Genomic DNA, 16,799 nt, shown 5'->3' on the forward strand with positions numbered 1-16,799 from the left:
ATCAATTACTCCACCGTCACCGACTTCGCCAGATTGCGCGGTTTGTCGACGTCCGTACCGCGCGCCAGGGCGGTGTGATACGCCAGCAGTTGCAGTGACACCACGTGCAAGATCGGCGACAACAAACCGTAATGCTCGGGCAGCCGGATGACGTGGATGCCTTCGCTTGGCGCGATGTGCGAATCGGCGTCGGCGAAGACATACAGCTGGCCGCCGCGGGCCCGCACTTCCTGCATGTTCGACTTGAGTTTCTCGATCAGGCTGTCGTTCGGCGCAATCGTGACCACCGGCATTTCTTCCGTCACCAGCGCCAGCGGACCGTGCTTGAGCTCACCAGCGGGATAGGCTTCCGCGTGAATGTAGGAAATTTCCTTCAGCTTGAGGGCGCCTTCGAGGGCAATCGGGTAGTGCAGGCCGCGGCCAAGAAACAGTGCATTTTCCTTGCGCGCAAAGGCGTCGGCCCAGGCGATGATGTGCGGCTCCAGTGCCAGCACGCTCTGGATCGCCGTCGGCAGGTGCCGCAGGTTTTTCAGATGCGTGCGTTCCTGCTCGGCATCGAGCTTGCCGCGTAGTCTGGCCAGCGTCAGCGTGAGCAGGAACAAGGCGGTCAGCTGGGTGGTGAAGGCCTTGGTCGAGGCAACGCCGATTTCGACGCCGGCGCGGGTCAGGTACGACAGTTCGGTCTCGCGCACCATGGCAGAGGTACCGACATTGCAGATCGCCAGCGTGTGGCGATGGCCGAGTTCCTTCGCGTACTTCAGTGCGGCGAGCGTATCGGCGGTTTCGCCTGATTGGGAGATCACCACGATCAACGCATTCTTGTTGACCGCTGGCGTGCGATAGCGATACTCGCTGGCGATCTCGACCTGGGTCGGAATGCCGGCCACCGATTCGAGCCAGTATTTGGCCGTCATGCCGGAATACAGGCTGGTGCCGCAGGCCAGGATCTGGATCGCATCAATGTCGTCGAAGACGGCGGCGGCATCCGCGCCGAACAGCTCAGGCACGAATCCCTGCACCCCTTCCAGCGTGTCGGTGATGGCGCGTGGCTGCTCGAAGATTTCCTTTTGCATGTAGTGCCGGTACGGGCCGAGATCGATGGCGCCGGAATAGGCACTGACGGTATGCACCTTGCGCGTGACCGGCTGGTCGTTCTTGTCGGTGATCTGGATCGCTTCGCGCTGCAGGTCAACCACGTCGCCTTCTTCCAGATACATGATCTGGTCAGTCGAGCCGGCCAGCGCCATGGCGTCCGACGCGAGGAAGTTCTCATTCTTGCCCACGCCGACGATCAGCGGGCAGCCGAAACGCGCCCCGACCACGCGGTGCGGTTCGTCGCGGCAGAACACGGCGATCGCATAGGCGCCGGACAACCGCTTGACGGTTTTCTGGACCGTGCGAAACAGGTCGCCGTCATACAACTGATGGATCAGATGGGCGACGACTTCGGTATCGGTCTGCGAGACAAAGGCATAACCGAGCGCCTTGAGTTCGGTGCGGATTTCTTCGTAGTTTTCGATGATGCCGTTATGCACCAGCGCGATGCGCTCGACGCCCGCCTTGTCGGATGAAAAATGCGGATGGGCGTTGAACGTGACCGGCGCGCCGTGGGTGGCCCAGCGGGTGTGCGAAATGCCGGTGGCGCCGGAAAATCCGGTTTCCGCCACCTGGGTTTCGAGCTCGGCGACACGGGCGACGCTGCGGGCGCGCTGCAAGCCGTCATTGAATACTGCCACGCCGCAGGAATCGTAGCCGCGGTATTCGAGCCGCTTGAGTCCTTCGATCAGGATTGGAACGATATTACGAGTGGAGACTGCGCCGACGATACCGCACATGATGGATTCCTTATTTTTGAAGCTTGGTAGGCCGTTGCCAGCCGTCAAGCGTGACTTGTTTGCTGCGCGACAACGTGAGTTTGCCGGCCGGTGCGTCTTTTGTGAGCGTGGTGCCGGCACCGAGCGTGGCGCCGGCGCCGACACGCACTGGCGCCACCAGTTGGGTATCACTGCCGATGAAGGCATCGTCTTCAATGATGGTGCGGGATTTGTTGACGCCGTCGTAATTGCAGGTAATGGTCCCGGCGCCGATATTGACGCGCGCGCCGATGGTGGCGTCGCCGATGTAGGCCAGATGATTGGCCTTGCTGCCGTTGCCGATCTGGCTGTTTTTGATTTCGACGAAATTGCCGACATGCGCGCCTTCGCCGAGTGTCGTGCCGGGCCGCAGCCGCGCATACGGGCCGATGACGGCGGCAGCGCCAACGACGGCGTCGTCAATGTGGCAGAACGGCTTGATCTGCGCGCCGTTGCCGATGCGGGCCTGGCGAATCACACAGTGCGCGCCGACGCTCACGTTGTCGGCCAGCACGACATCACCTTCAAAGATGCAGCCGACATCGATGGTGACATCGCGCCCGCACACCAGCGTGCCGCGCACATCGAGGCGCGCCGGATCGGCCAGCGTGACGCCCTGTTCAAGCAGTTGGTTGGCCAGGTTGCGTTGGAAGATCCGTTCCAGCTCCGCCAGTTGCACCTTGCTGTTGACGCCAAGCGTCTCCCAGATCGCGCCAGGCTGGGCCGAGTGGACCGGAACGCCGTCTGCAACGGCACAGGCGACGATGTCGGTGAGGTAGTACTCGCCCTGGGCGTTGTTGTTCGACAACGAGGCCAGCCAGCGTTTCAGATGCGGCGTCGGTGCGATCAGGATGCCGGTATTGATTTCGGTCAGTGCGCGTTCGGCCTCGGTGGCGTCCTTTTGTTCGGCGATGCGCACGATCTTGCCGTCCTCGCGCACCATGCGTCCGTAGCCGGTCGGGTCCGGCATGTCGACGGTGAGGATTGCCAGGGAGCCGGGCGCGGCACACGCCAGCAATTTTTTCAGTGATGCGCTGGTGGTCAGGGGCACATCGCCGTACAGGACAAGCGTGGGCGTATCATCATCCAGGAAGGGCAGCGCCTGCATCACTGCATGGCCGGTTCCCAGTTGCGGTTCCTGCTTGGCAAAGACGATGTCGGTAGCCGCAAAGGCCGCTGGCACCGCGTCACCGCCGTGACCGTAGATGATGCACAGGCGCGTTGGGGACAAGGTGCGTGCGGTATCGACTACATGACCCAGCAAGGACTTGCCGGCAAGAGGATGGAGTACCTTGGGGAGCGCGGATTGCATGCGTTTGCCCATGCCGGCTGCGAGGATGACAACGTTCATAGGTGCCTGGTTGAAAAAACTACAAAATTCTAACATGCGACCCGCGCGTCTCAGGTGGCTGAGGATCGCGTTGTTGTTCCTGATCGTCGGGGTGAGCGGATGCAGCCTGCTGCGTATCTCGTACAACAACGGCGAATCGCTGACCTACTGGTGGCTCGACACCTACGTTGACTTCGAACCCGAGCAACGCGCCATGGTCCGTGGCCGGATTAATGAACTGTTCGCCTGGCATCGCGAAACGCGCTTGCCTGTCTATGCGCGGTTGCTGACGGGATTCGAGCGTCGCCTGCAAGCCGAAGCAGGGCCAGTGGAAATGGCAGCCGACTACCTGACGCTGAAGAACGAATCCATTGCCGTGATTGACCGCGCGCTGCCGGCGCTGGCGGAGCTGGCACTGTCATTACGGCCTGAGCAAATCGCGCAGGTCGAAAAAAAGTTTGCCTCGAATGCGAACGCCTATCGTAAGGAATATTTGCTCGGCGATATTGAGAGCCGTCAACGACACCGATTCAAACAATCCTTGAAACAATGCGAGTACTGGTTTGGTGACTTCAGCGAGGAACAGGAAGCGCAAATTCGCCAGATCTCGGATACGCGGCCGCTCAACAATGAACTGGTGCTGGCCGACATGCTGCAGCGCCAGCGCACCCTGGTTGCGCTGCTCAAGAGGATCGTCGCTGAAAAGCCGGAGCGCGACACGGTTGTCCAATGGCTGAAGGAATACGCCAGCCTGTATGTGGTGGAGCGACAGGGCAATGCGGAGTACCAGCGGTTTTATGACACGGCCACGCAAGCACGGCTGGCCATGACCGCGGCAGTCCTCAATCTGACCACCCCAAAGCAAAAGGCGCATGCCTTGAAGCAGATCCGCGATTGGCAGGCCTTCTTTGCCCGTGTGACGACGCCATCGTCCTGAATCAGCGACGGTCTTGCTCGTCGTTGCCGCGCCGCGCTTCATGTTCGCGCGGTTTCTCGTGCTCCGGCTTTGCGTGCGGGGCGTCGTGGTGCTCTGGCGGCGCTGCCTTGGCGACAGGAGCGACCACTGGCATTGCAGGCGGAGCGGGACGTTGCGGTGCCGGCACCTCGATGCGGGCAGGGCGCGGGTGCGACTCTTCGTGGCGATCAGACGGACGCATCGCGGGTGCGGACGGCAGGTGTTGCGGCATTGGCGTGTCGATCCGGGCTGCGCCCTGGCGGACTTCCTCACGGCGCTCGGGTTGGCGTAGTGGCGCTGGCGCGACCGGTGCCGTAACAGGTTGCGGCGGCCTTGGAACCTCGATGCGCGCACCACCCTGGCGGCCTTCCTCACGATGCTCGGGGCCGCCGACTGTCGGTGTCATGGGCAAGATGCGTTGCGGTGCCGCGGTCTCGATGCGGTTGCCTTCTGGCTGGCGCGCTACGTCGCGTTGATTCGGTTGTCCCCGCGCTGGCGCAATTGGCGCGCCCTGGGCCGGAATCGCTGCTGGCGCCGGGCCGAGCCGTCCCGGTGGCGTTTGCATGATGGGTCCGGTCAATGGTGTGCCGCGCTGACGGTAGGCGGGTTGCGCGGGTGTCGCCACCGCCTGCGGCGCGGTCACTAGTGGCGTCACCGCCGAAATCGGCACCGTGCGCAGCAAACCGGCCTGCTCGGGGTTCAGCTGGGAAGGCTTCACCAGCACTGTTTTGGACGCGCTGAACTGGTCATGTGGCATGACGGTCAGTGCGCCGTTGACATAGCGATTCTGGTACACCTGCTGACGGCCATCGCGATCGTGATCGTGGTCGCGGTAGTTGTCGACCTTGCCGTTGATGATGTAGGTGTTGTTTATCTGCTGAATATAGGTCGGCGAGACGCGATACGCGGGTACATACGTTTCGCGTGGTGCCAGCGGAAACCAGCCGACGGCGGGAGCCGGGCCATTGCTGAAGCGAACCTGGACGTTGGCGCCGCCGACCCATCCAACCAGGGCCGGCGCCCAAACCGGACGCGCCGCGCGCTGTCCTGGCGTCCAGCACCAGCGTTGGTCAAGCCAGACCCAGCGCCCATAATGCGACGGTGCGTAGCCCCAGGGCGCATTGTCGACCCAGGTCCAACCCCACGGCGCAATCCATGTCCAGCGGCCGTCGCGATAGGGCGCCCAGCCTGCCGATACCACGCGCGGTGACCAGACCGGACCATACTGGCTGGTATCGCGCCACAGGCCGTGGGCATCGAGCTCTTCATAGCCGGTGGTTTCTTCCGACAGATAGCGCACCGACACCGAGCGTTCATCCTGGCGATCGCGGGTACTGCTCCAGACATCGAAATCATCGCCCGCATTGGCGCTGCGTAAATCCGTCAGGCGCGGTTCGCCACCGGCAATTTCGGCGCGGCGTCCTGCGGGAATCGCGAAGCGCCCATTGTCGCCGTCAAAGCTGACCGTCCCCGAATAGACGTTGACGGTGGTGACCGGCGTGTCGTAGCGCGCATCGACCCGGACGTTGGACGGTTCGGCGAACAGTACGTGTCCTTGCGGGGTGTCGAGTTCGATATCGCGCGCCAGTTCAGCGTTGCGGATATGGAGCGTCACGCTGCCGCGGTTCAGGCGCAACCGGAAATGTGTGTCGTCGAGTTCAACGATTTCAAGATCGGTATTGCTGTCGAGCCGGATCGCGGCCGAGCCGACGCGGAATTCTGCGCGCGCGCCGCCGTCGGTAATCAGGTTGTTGTTCGAGGTGATCGGCCAGTTGAGTGTGGCCGGGTCGGTGTTGCCGCTGACCGTATCGCGAAAGGTGACCGGACCCTGGGTTGCCGAGATGCGCCCGACGCGGCCGGATGGATCGGCGAAGGCCGAGGCGGACAGGCACGCAAGTGCCAGCAGGAAAATTGGTGCGATGGGGCGAAAGTTCATCGTGTGGCCTTTGGGGAAGCGTGGCGTATGCCGCCGTGGTTGTCATTACACCGCCGTGTCACCCTCTGTGTGTTGTCAGGTTACAAAGCGTTGCAAGAAACCCCGATGCCCGCTTCAGTCAAGCGATCGCAATGTGATCACGCTGGCGGACATGTCTGGTGCCGCGCAAGGCGCTTCGTCAAAGGCGATATCGCCTTCGGCAACCGGTGCGCCGGTGACCGCCAGATCGGCGAAATTAAACAGCTTGCGGTCCATCAGGTGGGAGGGCGCGACTGTTGCGAGGGCGGCAAAGATGTTGTCGGTGCGGCCGGGATTTTTCTTGTCCCATTCGCGCAGCATGTTCTTCAACTGCTTGCGCTGCAGGTTCTCCTGGCTGCCGCACAGGTCGCACGGGATGATCGGAAACTGCTTGATGTCGGCATAGCGCTCGGTGTCGGCTTCCTTGACGTACGCCAACGGTCGGATAACGATGTGTTTGCCGTCATCCGATTGCAGTTTCGGCGGCATGCTCTTGAGTTTTCCGCCAAAAAACATATTCAGGAAAAACGTCTCCAGGATATCGTCGCGATGATGCCCCAGTGCGATCTTGGTCGCCCCGAGTTCATCGGCCACGCGATACAGGATGCCGCGGCGCAGTCGGGAGCACAACGAGCAGGTGGTCTTGCCTTCCTCGATGACGCGTTTGACGATGCTGTAGGTGTCCTGATTCTCGATATGGAACGGTATCCCGAGTTCGGTCAGGTAGGCGGGCAGGATGTGCTCGGGAAAATTGGGCTGCTTCTGGTCGAGGTTGACCGCGATGATGTCGAAGTTGATCGGCGCGCGCTCCCGCAGCGTCATGAGGATATCGAGCAACGCGTAGCTGTCCTTGCCACCCGACAGGCAGACCATCACCTTGTCGCCGTCCTCGATCATGTTGAAGTCGCCGATGGCCTGGCCAACCTGGCGGCAAAGGCGCTTGTGCAACTTGTTATTTTCGTAGGTGACCTTTTCGTGCTGCCTTGCCGTCTGATCGACGGGTGGTGCAGCGACTTGCATGGTGGTTGTCATGCCAGATCCTTGATGCGAAATACTTCAACGCCGACCGATTCGCAATCCGGATAGACGTCGGGTTTTTCAGTCGAGACCCGTACCGCGCGCACCTTGGGATGGGCGAGCATGGCCGCGACGACGTCGTCGCACAACGTTTCCTGCAAATGAATATGGCCGGCAGCGGTGCGCCGCAGGATGGTGCTGCGCATGAAGTCATAGTCGACCACTTCGTCGAGCAAGTCTTCGGTTGGCGTCGACAGTTCCAGCGGAACGAACAGGTCGACATTGATCAATACGCGCTGCTCGGCTTTTTTTTCAAAGTCATGCACACCGATATTGATGAACACTTCGTAGTTGCGCAGAAAAAGACGGCGGCAATTGGCCAGCGCGGGATCGGAAAGGGACGAGGACATGGGCACAATCGTTGAGTAATTGGTGAGTAACGGATGAATGATTATTGCGCGAGAAACATGACATCGCGCGGCAAGGGAATAAGGTGCTGACCGCCATCGACGATCAGGGTGGTGCCAGTGATTGCACGCGCATTGGCGACAAAACATACCGCATCGGCAATATCCTGCGGCGTGCTGGAACGTCCCAGCGGAGTCGCAGTATGCGCTTTTGCAAACCCGGCGCCACTCTGCTCGCCCGAAACAAGGGTGATGCCGGGTGCGACGCCTGCTACACGCAGTCTCGGCGCCAGGGCTTGGGCCAACATTGTCGTGGCCGCCTGCAACGCTGCCTTCGACAAGGTGTAGGACAAATAGTCAGGATTCAGATTGAATAGTTTCTGGTCCAGCAAATTGATGACAACACCCTGTTCACCGTCGGGAATCACCGCATGCAACCCCTGCGCGAGAAGAATGGGTGCGGTCAGGTTGGCGTGCATGTGCCGGTCCAGCAGGCGCGGAGAAAAATCAGCGGCACCATCCTGTTCAAACAATGCGGCGCTATTGACGACGCAGCGCAGCCGACGCAGCGGGCCGCAGAGCGCAACGGCCTGCGGAATCATGGCGGCCACGGCGGTGGCGTCGGACAGGTCGCATTGCAGCGTGAAAGCCTGGCGTCCCAGTTGCGCAATGTCACGCGCGGTGTCTGCGGCCTCGTCAGCCGAGCGCCCGTAGTGCACAATGATGTCCCAGCCCTGCTCGGCCAGTGCCAGCGCAATGGTGCGGCCGAGCCGCTTGGCCGCGCCAGTGACGAGTGCAACTTTCTGTCGATCCGTGGTCATAGTCGTTGTGCCTTCTGCCGATCTTTCTAAAATGACACCATGCAATTGCAACTGCCTGAACCTTCTCCCGACGCGCTGCACGCTTCCCGCTCACTGCAAACACTGATTGCCAACGATATTCGCCACAAGTCGGGCTGGATATCGTTTGCCCGGTACATGGAGCTGGCGCTGTATGCGCCCGGGCTCGGGTACTACAGCGGCGGTGCGGCAAAGCTCGGAAAAGACGGAGATTTTACAACCGCGCCCGAAATCACGCCGCTTTTTGGCGCGACGCTGGCCCGTGCCGTGGCCGAGTTGCTGCCGGCGACGGCGCCGCAGCTACTCGAATTTGGCGCCGGCACAGGCAAGCTGGCGCTGGACTTGCTGACCGAGTTGACGGCGATGGGGGTCGCAATACATCGCTACTCGATCGTCGAGGTGTCCAGCGAATTGCGCGCCCGTCAGCAGCAATTGTTGAAGGCTTATCCGCAGGTGGTTTGGCTCGATCAGTTTCCGGCAATGTTCGCTGGCGTGGTTATCGGCAATGAAGTGCTGGATGCGATGCCCGCACATATCGTCGTAAAAACAGAACATGGCTGGCGCGAGCGAGGCATCGGTCTGTCGGCACGCAATTTTGTATTCCGCGACCGGTTGTGTGATCCCGCCATGATTGAACAGATTCCCGAGGCCGACGCTTTGCCGGTCGGCTATCTGACCGAGGTGCACCCGGTCGCCGCCGGCTTCATGCGCTCACTGTCAGACATGCTGCGCAACGGCCTGGCGGAGTCCGGGCAAGGCAGTGCGGCATTTCTGATCGATTACGGTTTCCCGGCACGTGAGTACTATCTTGACCAGCGCGATCACGGCACCTTGATGTGCCATTACAGGCACCATGCGCACGGTGATCCCTTCTTTTTGCCAGGCCTGCAAGACATCACGACCCATGTTGATTTCACCGCGATGGCGCGGGCGGCAATTGACGGCGGGCTCGACCTCCTGGGCTATTTGAGTCAGGCTGCATTTTTGCTCGAAGCCGGTCTGGGCGATCTGCTGTTGCGTACGCCCGCAGATGATGCGCGCCAATATTTGCCGCAAGCAAATGCTGTGCAGAAGCTGACCTCCCCTGCGGAAATGGGTGAACTGTTCAAGGTGCTGGTCGTTGGCACCAAGCTGCGCTTGCCTGAGCGGTTCGAGCGCAACGACCGCAGTCACCGGCTGTGATTCGCTGGTTCCTTGCCATCTTTGTTGCATTGGTGGTGCTTTCTTCCGTGTTGCCGTGGTTGGAAAAAATCGGGTTGGGCAAGTTGCCGGGAGATTTGCGTTTCCGGCTCTTCGGGAAAACCGTCTTCTTGCCCTTCGCTTCCACTGTCTTGATGTCGCTGGTTTTGGTTGCGGTAGTACGTTTGCTGCGCTGACGCCGCCAATGCTTGCCCTGTTCCCGGTTGCCGTCAAAAGGGACTTGCTTCGATAGAAAGCAGATAAAGCGTCTCCAAATCCTGGGACGCATCCTTGGCGCCAGCATCCTCGGGCGGCGACGACATGCCGGGATTTCGGAGGTTTCGGCGCTGATCCGCCAGGTCGGGCCCGCCGCTGACAGGGTTCATGAGCTAGCCCGAGCAATTATTGCCTCGACCGCAGGTTGGCGACTTGACGAATATGCAAACCGAAAACTTGAAATTCTCGTCCTGTCTTGTGACGGCCGCGCGAATCAATGCCGTCCAAATGAGGAGGCGCGGTGCTCGCCGGTATCCGTCGTGTGCAACCGGACGACGTTTTGGGTCATGGCAGCGTACTATACTGGCAGGCAGCGCAAATCACCTGTGCTGGCGGTGCCAGCGCCAACGCGGTGTTCGGGCCAAAGCCGTTATTGCCAGTGATCGGTATTTCCGCAGACTGGCAAGTATGCTGCTTCGTATGGTCGTAACCGGAAGGCTGTGTACGCAACTGAACGGCATTTTTGTGACATGGTTATTAGGAAAAAATGAAAGCATTTCGCGGTTTGACAGCTCTGATCATTGAACCGCACGCCGGTATGCGCGGCAGCCTGCATAACATGTTGAATTTGTGTGAGTTGACGAAAATTGAACATGCGGTGAGTTCGGGGACGGCAATTCGTCAGCTGCAAACGCGCAGCTTTGACATCATTCTGTGCGAGTACGATCTCGCCGATGGTCAGGACGGCCAGCAGCTTCTTGAGGATTTGCGCCACAATAAATTGATTTCCCTGTCGACGGTTTTTTTCATCGTGACCGCCGAGCGCGCGTACGAAAAAGTCGTTAGCGCCGCCGAGTTGGCGCCGACCGATTACATTCTCAAGCCATTTACCGCCGACACCTTGATGGAGCGTGTCGCGCGCGCCATCGAAAAGCGCGAGGTATTCGCCGAACTGCATCGTTTGATGGAGCGCGGCGACCTCGACCTTGCAATCGCACTTTGCCTGGAGGGCGAGAAGGGCGACCGCAAGTACTTTGTCGATTTCAAAAGGCTGCGCGCCGAACTGCATGTCACGCGGGGCGAACCGGAACTGGCTGAGCCAATTTATGCGGAGCTGTTTGAGTTGCGCGCGGTGGCGTGGGCACGTCTCGGTCTGGCAAAAACACTCTTCATGCAGGACAAGTTTGGCGAGGCCGAGGACATGCTGACTGCCCTGGTCGCAGAGAATAACAAGTTCATGGATGCCTATGATTGGCTTGCCAAGGCGCACGAGGCCAATGGGAAACTCTCGGATGCGCAAGCGGTATTGCAGGGGGCCGTGGCGATTTCGCCGCACGCCGTAAAACGCCTTCGCAAATTGGGGGAGCTGGCTTTGCAGGGAGGCGATATCCCGACTGCAGAAAAGGCGTTTCAGCAGGTCGTCACCAAGGGACGTTACTCGGAGTTTCGTGATCCTGAGGACCACGTCAGGCTGGTCAAGACGCTGGTCAAGAAAGGTGACACGATGCAGGCGGCAACCGTCATGCGCGATCTTGACAAGGCGTTGTCCGGGTCGCCCAAAGGCAAGGCGTGTCATGCGATTTCTGCTGCAATGTTGTACGAGGAAACAGGCGACCATGATCGGGTCGCCGATGAACTAACCAAAGCGATCGAAGCATGCCGTGAAGATATCGGCTTGTCGACCGACATGAAAATGGGTCTCGCAAAAAGTTGCCTCGATAACAATCTGGACGCAGGCGCCTCTGAAATAATGCTCGATGTGATGAACAATGCCTCCAACAGTGCCGCAATGGCCAAGGCAATGAGTGTGTTCGAACAGGCAGGGCGCAAGGATCTGGCAGAGAGTACCGCAAGGGAAAGTCGGCGCGTAGTCGTCGATCTGGTTTCGTCGGGCGCTGACAAGGCGCGTCAGGGCGATTATCGCGGCGCTGTCACCCTGATGATGGAAGCCGTCAAGAAGCTGCCAACCAATCCTCAGGTGGTTTTCAACGCCGCAGTTGCCGTGCTCAAGTCACTTGAAAACCTGGGGTGGGAGGAGAAGCTGGGTGATGATGCACGCATGCTGATTGACAGCGCACGCCGCCTCGATCCGTCCAATCCAAGGCTGTCCTCGTTGTCGGCGCTCTATCAAAGTATTCTCAAAAAATACGGTATCAATATCGTCGCCGCCGCGGCCTCCAGTATCCCCGCAAAGCGCGCGTGAACAGGCGGGTTGGTTGCCAATGGCAGCATTCGCGCCGGTGGCGTTACGACCCTCGTCTTCATTTCGCCTGGTCCCGGCCCTAGTACCGGAGAGCTCCTGCCGGGCCATACAAAATGCCGGATCTTTGTCCTGAGTTAATGCAAAATAATGTCGTGTCGTTAGAGTCTCAGGATGTCGTTTTGATGGAGGTCTGATGTCCGGAAAATCCTGGGTAGACGCATGGATGCCGTCGCAACTGCAGCAGAGCATCAATCCGTGGCGATTCGTTTTCAGTCCGGGTGGAAGTCAATATGGACTACTTAATTTTTCCATGAAGTCGAGCGACCCCGAAATGGAGCGCGATATTGTCGAAAATGTCGCCAGTTATGGTCGTCAGCTAGGACGACTTAATGATGTTGTCACCGTATTGCTCAAGCACATCCCGTTGCCGGACCTCGAAACGGCCGAGCAAAAGGCGCTTGCCGGATTTCAGGAGCTTGCCAACCAGATCGCTGCGGCAAAAGCAGGGCATCAAGGTCTTGATGACTCGGCAATTGAAGGTCTGATCGAATGGATTTCCTTTCTCAAGATGCACGATCCAACCGCATTCAAAAGCATTAGCGGTCGTTTGGCATCAGTCATCTCCCCGGCTGCCGCACCGCAATCCTGAGCCTGCCGCACGCAGGCCGAGACGATATTTCTGCCAAGAGACAACTCCAGCTGGAAATCCCAGATTATTTTTCTTAATGGAAAGTGGAATTGATTCGGGATAATTTAGTATGCATGGTGGTCTACAGATTCCTCACCCCAAATGCACGCCATGCCAAATTCACTAGACTCTGACGCGAAGCCACCCCAACAACCACCTGCTGCACCTGCTGGCATCGACGCGGACTCGCCCGCAAACGCACCACAACCCCAATCCTCATGGGCCAGGCTTCAGGACGAAAGGCCATGGTCGCAATCGTGGAACGTGTTCACGGCCCGAATGCGTGCACTCTCGGATAGGGTCGGAAAGCGCCTTACCCAACGCACGTTGAAGATTGGCGTATCCGCGCGTATTTTCTATCCTGAGCCAGGGGCCAAGGGTTTGCGAGGAAGAACGTTGCAATACCTCGAGGAATCAATCGCACAATGGGTCATGTCGCGCGATGTGCTGGTATTCATGATTCCAACCGTTAATACCAACGGTTTGCTGCACCCAAGCAATATTCGCTTGAGGGATTACGCAAAGCATCTCGATGGCCTGGTCCTGCAGGGTGGGGCGGACGTATCGCCGCAAAGTTATTCGGAGGCCGCAACGCGTCCGGAATGGAGCGGTGATCGTGCGCGGGACATGTATGAGCTGGAGCTATTGCATGAATTTATTGAGGCCGACAAGCCGGTTCTTGGAATCTGTCGGGGATGCCAATTAATCAACGTTGCCTTTGGCGGTAGCTTGTACCAGGACATTGCGTCCGACGTCCCGGAAGCGATTGTCCATGTCAATGATCTCTATGACAGCCATCGGCATCGCATTATCTTTCCGGAGGGTTCGTCGCTGCACGACATGTTCACCGACAAAGCTTCACCACTCGTTAACTCGATACATCATCAAGCGGTTAAAACGCTGGGGCGTGATTTGTCCGTTGAAGCAATTTCGACCGACGACCAGATCATTGAGGCGATTCGGTACCGAAAAGCAAACTTCGTCATGGGTTTGCAGTGGCACCCGGAATTCCATCGCGCAGGCGGTAACGATTTGCTTGACTGCACGCCAATCCTGGATAATTTCCTGCGGGCTGCACGTGAGACCAGATTCTAGCAGGGCGCATCTTGGGAGTGAGTACATGCACCGCCGTGCCGTTGTGATCCCGGAAAGCCGGTGCGCAGCAGGAAAAGAAATCACTTTAGAACGACGATTCACTGCCTTCATAGTATGATGCCGAACAAATTTCGAGCGCATACTGTCGGCCGGAACTCACAATCAACTAAAGATTGGTTCCGAAACCCTTCGGTGGCGATTGACAAAGCATGGTCTCTCCAATATAGTTTGGGGTTCCCCGCGGAGGGGTGGCCGAGTGGTTAATGGCAGCAGACTGTAAATCTGCCCTCTTACGAGTACGCTGGTTCGAATCCAGCCCCCTCCACCAGGTAAATTGCAGCAAAGTCAGTAGTGTAAGAAGTGTCGCGGGAATCGCGGAGATGGCGGCCCTCGCGGGTGTAGCTCAATGGTAGAGCTGAAGCCTTCCAAGCTTATGACGAGGGTTCGATTCCCTTCACCCGCTCCAGTTTTATGAGGTCGATGCTCATTGAGATCGATTTCAAAGTCGCCCTTTTAGCTCAGTGGTAGAGCACTCCCTTGGTAAGGGAGAGGCCACGTGTTCAATCCACGTAAAGGGCACCAGATTTAGTTGCATGAATTCGTTGTACTCGAAATGGTATTGCGGCAGGTCGATCGGGCGCGTGCCTGAACATTCTCATCAAATCGTTAGGAGTCCAAGATGGCAAAAAGCAAGTTTGAGCGGACCAAGCCGCACGTGAATGTGGGCACGATTGGTCACGTCGATCATGGTAAAACCACGTTGACGGCGGCCATCGCAACGGTGTTGTCGAAGAAGTTTGGCGGCGAAGCGAAGGCATATGACCAGATTGACGCGGCACCGGAAGAAAAAGCGCGCGGCATCACGATCAATACGGCCCACGTCGAGTACGAAACAGCAGCGCGTCACTACGCGCACGTTGACTGCCCAGGCCATGCCGATTATGTGAAGAACATGATCACGGGTGCGGCGCAGATGGACGGTGCGATTCTGGTGTGTTCGGCAGCAGACGGCCCGATGCCACAGACCCGCGAGCACATCTTGCTGGCACGTCAGGTTGGCGTCCCGTACATCATTGTGTTCCTGAACAAGTGCGACATGGTCGATGACGCCGAGCTGCTTGAGCTAGTCGAAATGGAAGTACGCGAACTGCTGGTGAAGTACGAATTCCCGGGCGACGATCTGCCAATCATCCAGGGTTCGGCGAAGCTGGCGCTGGAAGGCGACCTGGGTCCCTTGGGCGAGCAGGCGATCATGAAGCTGGCCGATGCACTGGACACCTACATCCCGACGCCAGAGCGTGCCGTCGACGGCGCGTTCCTGCTGCCGGTCGAGGACGTGTTCTCGATCTCGGGTCGCGGTACCGTTGTCACGGGTCGTATCGAGCGCGGTATCGTCAAGGTCGGCGAGGAACTGGAAATCATCGGCATTCGCGACACGCAGAAGACGACGTGCACGGGCGTGGAAATGTTCCGCAAATTGCTCGATCAAGGGCAGGCTGGCGACAACGTCGGCGTGCTGCTGCGCGGTACCAAGCGTGAAGATGTCGAGCGGGGTCAAGTGCTGGCCAAGCCGAATTCGATCAAGCCGCACAAGCATTTCACCGGCGAGATCTATGTGCTGTCCAAAGACGAGGGTGGCCGTCATACGCCGTTCTTCAACAACTATCGTCCGCAGTTCTACTTCCGCACCACGGACGTGACCGGATCGATCGAGTTGCCGAAGGATAAAGAGATGGTCATGCCAGGCGACAACGTGTCGATCACCGTGATGTTGATCAACCCGATCGCGATGGAAGAAGGCCTGCGCTTCGCTATTCGTGAAGGCGGTCGCACCGTCGGCGCCGGTGTTGTTGCCAAAATTATTGAGTAAGTTTTGAATTGAGCGCTGCGTTGGTGGGTCCAAGATCACCAACGCAGCGTTTTCAGTTCAAGTTGTTTTCAAACGTAGGGGCGTAGCTCAACTGGCAGAGCGTCGGTCTCCAAAACCGAAGGTTGGGGGTTCGAGGCCCTCCGCCCCTGCCACCGATTCAGGTGCAGGGTACCGAAAGTAAAAAGCGTATGTCTAATCACCCCGTGCAAACGGTTAGCACCTCAAGCGACCGATTGAAGGTCGCATTGGCCGTTTGTGCTGTCATCGCAGGTGTCGTTGGCTTCTATGTTCTTGCCGACAAGTCCTCTCTTGTTCGTGCCAGCGCGCTGGTACTGGGGTTGGCCATAGCAGTTGCATTGGCGTGGACCTCCACGCAAGGCCGGGAGTTTTTGAGCTTTGCAAGCGAGGCAGTTCGCGAAACCAAAAAAGTGGTTTGGCCAACGCGCAAAGAGGCACTTCAAATCACTGCAATCGTTTTTCTTTTTGTCTTGGTGATGGCCTTGTTTCTTTGGGGCACTGATAAGTTTCTGGAATTCTTGCTGTATGACGTGATTTTGGGTTGGAAAAAATAATGAGCGATCAGAATCAAGACGGCGCCCAACAAAAATCCGAAGACGCGGCTACGGTCGCCCTGACCAGCAAAAAGCGATGGTATGTTGTCCACGCCTATTCCGGTATGGAAAAAAGTGTGCAGCGAGCATTGACCGAACGGATTATTCGGGCCGGTATGGATGCCCAGTTTGGACAGATTCTTGTTCCGACCGAGGAAGTTATCGAAGTCAAGAATGGTCAGAAGTCCGTCACCGAACGGCGTTTCTTCCCGGGATATGTGCTGGTCGAAATGGAAATGACGGATGAGACCTGGCATCTGGTAAAAAACACCAGCAAGGTGACAGGGTTCATTGGTGGTAAATCAAACAAGCCGACGCCAATTCCTCCACATGAAGTGGACAAGATCATGCAACAAATGCAAGAAGGGATCGAGAAGCCTCGTCCCAAAGTCTTGTATGAAGTGGGCGAGCTGGTACGCATTAAAGATGGTCCATTTACAGACTTCAATGGCAACGTCGAGGAAGTCAATTACGAGAAATCAAGAGTTCGGGTTTCGGTAACCATCTTCGGTCGCGCCACGCCAGTAGAGCTGGAATTCGGGCAAGTCGAAAAAGCCTAAACTCCGGATCGCCGGAGAAAAT

At 58.4% G+C, this 16,799-nt stretch carries 16 protein-coding genes and 4 tRNA genes; 13 read left to right on the forward strand and 7 right to left on the reverse strand.

Annotation, left to right across the window (positions count from 1 at the left end):
- Positions 1-5: 5 nt before the first annotated feature.
- Together glmS and glmU are read right to left on the reverse strand one after the other, a co-directional pair.
- Positions 6-1,835 (reverse strand): glutamine--fructose-6-phosphate transaminase (isomerizing), encoded by a 1,830-nt coding sequence (gene glmS / locus RCH09_RS05060; RefSeq protein WP_326939965.1) that lies wholly within the window; start codon positions 1,833-1,835, stop codon positions 6-8.
- Positions 1,836-1,845: 10 nt separating this feature from the next.
- On the reverse strand, positions 1,846-3,204 hold the full coding sequence (glmU, locus tag RCH09_RS05065; protein WP_326939966.1) for a bifunctional UDP-N-acetylglucosamine diphosphorylase/glucosamine-1-phosphate N-acetyltransferase GlmU: 1,359 nt from the start codon (positions 3,202-3,204) through the stop codon (positions 1,846-1,848).
- Here glmU and RCH09_RS05070 point away from each other — a divergent pair.
- Positions 3,164-4,120 (forward strand): DUF6279 family lipoprotein, encoded by a 957-nt coding sequence (locus RCH09_RS05070; protein ID WP_326939967.1) that lies wholly within the window; start codon positions 3,164-3,166, stop codon positions 4,118-4,120. The genes glmU and RCH09_RS05070 overlap by 41 nt on opposite strands.
- Position 4,121: 1 nt before the next feature.
- Here the strand turns inward: RCH09_RS05070 and RCH09_RS05075 are convergent, their stop codons facing one another.
- The 4 genes from RCH09_RS05075 to RCH09_RS05090 all read right to left on the reverse strand — a co-directional run bounded on the left by RCH09_RS05075 (position 4,122) and on the right by RCH09_RS05090 (position 8,337).
- On the reverse strand, positions 4,122-6,074 hold the full coding sequence (locus RCH09_RS05075; protein WP_326939968.1) for a DUF6600 domain-containing protein: 1,953 nt from the start codon (positions 6,072-6,074) through the stop codon (positions 4,122-4,124).
- Positions 6,075-6,188: 114 nt separating this feature from the next.
- The gene (gene ttcA, locus RCH09_RS05080) at positions 6,189-7,124 is read right to left on the reverse strand and encodes a tRNA 2-thiocytidine(32) synthetase TtcA (RefSeq protein ID WP_326939969.1); all 936 of its coding nucleotides are present in this window, start codon (positions 7,122-7,124) and stop codon (positions 6,189-6,191) included.
- The gene (locus RCH09_RS05085; protein WP_326939970.1) at positions 7,121-7,519 is read right to left on the reverse strand and encodes a dihydroneopterin aldolase; all 399 of its coding nucleotides are present in this window, start codon (positions 7,517-7,519) and stop codon (positions 7,121-7,123) included. The genes ttcA and RCH09_RS05085 overlap by 4 nt, the downstream gene beginning before the upstream one ends.
- 41 nt (positions 7,520-7,560) lie before the next feature.
- Positions 7,561-8,337, reverse strand: a complete 777-nt coding sequence (locus RCH09_RS05090; RefSeq protein WP_326939971.1) for an SDR family oxidoreductase — start codon at positions 8,335-8,337, stop codon at positions 7,561-7,563.
- 39 nt (positions 8,338-8,376) lie between these two features.
- Between RCH09_RS05090 and RCH09_RS05095 the strand changes: the two genes are divergently transcribed.
- The gene (locus tag RCH09_RS05095) at positions 8,377-9,537 is read left to right on the forward strand and encodes a class I SAM-dependent methyltransferase (protein WP_326939972.1); all 1,161 of its coding nucleotides are present in this window, start codon (positions 8,377-8,379) and stop codon (positions 9,535-9,537) included.
- Complete coding sequence (locus tag RCH09_RS05100; protein ID WP_326939973.1) at positions 9,534-9,731, forward strand: DUF2905 domain-containing protein; 198 nt, start codon at positions 9,534-9,536, stop codon at positions 9,729-9,731. The genes RCH09_RS05095 and RCH09_RS05100 overlap by 4 nt, the downstream gene beginning before the upstream one ends.
- A 33-nt stretch (positions 9,732-9,764) precedes the next feature.
- Here RCH09_RS05100 and RCH09_RS05105 read toward each other — a convergent pair whose 3' ends face one another.
- On the reverse strand, positions 9,765-9,920 hold the full coding sequence (locus RCH09_RS05105) for a hypothetical protein (RefSeq protein WP_326939974.1): 156 nt from the start codon (positions 9,918-9,920) through the stop codon (positions 9,765-9,767).
- 449 nt (positions 9,921-10,369) lie between these two features.
- On the opposite strand from RCH09_RS05105, the gene RCH09_RS05110 reads away from it, so the two are divergent.
- The 10 genes from RCH09_RS05110 to nusG all read left to right on the forward strand — a co-directional run bounded on the left by RCH09_RS05110 (position 10,370) and on the right by nusG (position 16,777).
- On the forward strand, positions 10,370-11,953 hold the full coding sequence (locus RCH09_RS05110) for a tetratricopeptide repeat protein (RefSeq protein ID WP_326940062.1): 1,584 nt from the start codon (positions 10,370-10,372) through the stop codon (positions 11,951-11,953).
- 193 nt (positions 11,954-12,146) lie between these two features.
- Positions 12,147-12,602 (forward strand): hypothetical protein, encoded by a 456-nt coding sequence (locus RCH09_RS05115; protein WP_326939975.1) that lies wholly within the window; start codon positions 12,147-12,149, stop codon positions 12,600-12,602.
- A 141-nt stretch (positions 12,603-12,743) separates the two neighbouring features.
- On the forward strand, positions 12,744-13,736 hold the full coding sequence (locus RCH09_RS05120) for a gamma-glutamyl-gamma-aminobutyrate hydrolase family protein (protein WP_326939976.1): 993 nt from the start codon (positions 12,744-12,746) through the stop codon (positions 13,734-13,736).
- A 242-nt stretch (positions 13,737-13,978) separates the two neighbouring features.
- A tRNA-Tyr gene (locus RCH09_RS05125) sits at positions 13,979-14,064 on the forward strand.
- Between the two features lie 64 nt (positions 14,065-14,128).
- Positions 14,129-14,202: transfer RNA gene (locus RCH09_RS05130), tRNA-Gly, on the forward strand.
- Positions 14,203-14,243: 41 nt separating this feature from the next.
- Positions 14,244-14,318 (forward strand) — tRNA-Thr (locus RCH09_RS05135).
- A 97-nt stretch (positions 14,319-14,415) separates the two neighbouring features.
- A complete protein-coding gene (tuf, locus tag RCH09_RS05140; RefSeq protein ID WP_326939977.1) occupies positions 14,416-15,606 on the forward strand; it encodes an elongation factor Tu in 1,191 nt (396 codons plus the stop codon).
- Positions 15,607-15,682: 76 nt separating this feature from the next.
- Positions 15,683-15,758, forward strand: a tRNA-Trp gene (locus tag RCH09_RS05145).
- A 36-nt stretch (positions 15,759-15,794) separates the two neighbouring features.
- On the forward strand, positions 15,795-16,178 hold the full coding sequence (gene secE, locus RCH09_RS05150) for a preprotein translocase subunit SecE (RefSeq protein WP_326939978.1): 384 nt from the start codon (positions 15,795-15,797) through the stop codon (positions 16,176-16,178).
- Positions 16,178-16,777: a transcription termination/antitermination protein NusG gene (gene nusG, locus RCH09_RS05155; protein WP_326939979.1), complete on the forward strand. Its 600-nt coding sequence runs from the start codon at positions 16,178-16,180 to the stop codon at positions 16,775-16,777. Before secE ends, nusG begins: the two co-directional genes overlap by 1 nt.
- The last annotated feature ends 22 nt before the right edge of the window (positions 16,778-16,799 follow it).

It is taken from the genome of Actimicrobium sp. GrIS 1.19, assembly GCF_035984655.1.
In the GTDB taxonomy this organism is placed as follows: domain Bacteria; phylum Pseudomonadota; class Gammaproteobacteria; order Burkholderiales; family Burkholderiaceae_D; genus Actimicrobium.

Excerpts from the sequence above, each read along its gene's own strand:
- tuf (WP_326939977.1), top strand. The coding sequence starts at position 14,416 with ATGGCAAAAAGCAAGTTTGAGCGGACCAAGCCGCACGTGAATGTGGGC.
- RCH09_RS05075 (WP_326939968.1), bottom strand. The coding sequence starts at position 6,074 with ATGAACTTTCGCCCCATCGCACCAATTTTCCTGCTGGCACTTGCGTGC.
- ttcA (WP_326939969.1), bottom strand. The coding sequence starts at position 7,124 with ATGACAACCACCATGCAAGTCGCTGCACCACCCGTCGATCAGACGGCA.
- RCH09_RS05105 (WP_326939974.1), bottom strand. The coding sequence starts at position 9,920 with ATGAACCCTGTCAGCGGCGGGCCCGACCTGGCGGATCAGCGCCGAAAC.
- RCH09_RS05120 (WP_326939976.1), top strand. The coding sequence starts at position 12,744 with ATGCACGCCATGCCAAATTCACTAGACTCTGACGCGAAGCCACCCCAA.
- RCH09_RS05110 (WP_326940062.1), top strand. The coding sequence starts at position 10,370 with ATGTTGAATTTGTGTGAGTTGACGAAAATTGAACATGCGGTGAGTTCG.
- glmS (WP_326939965.1), bottom strand. The coding sequence starts at position 1,835 with ATGTGCGGTATCGTCGGCGCAGTCTCCACTCGTAATATCGTTCCAATC.
- secE (WP_326939978.1), top strand. The coding sequence starts at position 15,795 with ATGTCTAATCACCCCGTGCAAACGGTTAGCACCTCAAGCGACCGATTG.
- RCH09_RS05085 (WP_326939970.1), bottom strand. The coding sequence starts at position 7,519 with ATGTCCTCGTCCCTTTCCGATCCCGCGCTGGCCAATTGCCGCCGTCTT.
- RCH09_RS05070 (WP_326939967.1), top strand. The coding sequence starts at position 3,164 with ATGCGTTTGCCCATGCCGGCTGCGAGGATGACAACGTTCATAGGTGCC.
- RCH09_RS05095 (WP_326939972.1), top strand. The coding sequence starts at position 8,377 with ATGCAATTGCAACTGCCTGAACCTTCTCCCGACGCGCTGCACGCTTCC.
- RCH09_RS05090 (WP_326939971.1), bottom strand. The coding sequence starts at position 8,337 with ATGACCACGGATCGACAGAAAGTTGCACTCGTCACTGGCGCGGCCAAG.
- glmU (WP_326939966.1), bottom strand. The coding sequence starts at position 3,204 with ATGAACGTTGTCATCCTCGCAGCCGGCATGGGCAAACGCATGCAATCC.
- nusG (WP_326939979.1), top strand. The coding sequence starts at position 16,178 with ATGAGCGATCAGAATCAAGACGGCGCCCAACAAAAATCCGAAGACGCG.
- RCH09_RS05115 (WP_326939975.1), top strand. The coding sequence starts at position 12,147 with ATGTCCGGAAAATCCTGGGTAGACGCATGGATGCCGTCGCAACTGCAG.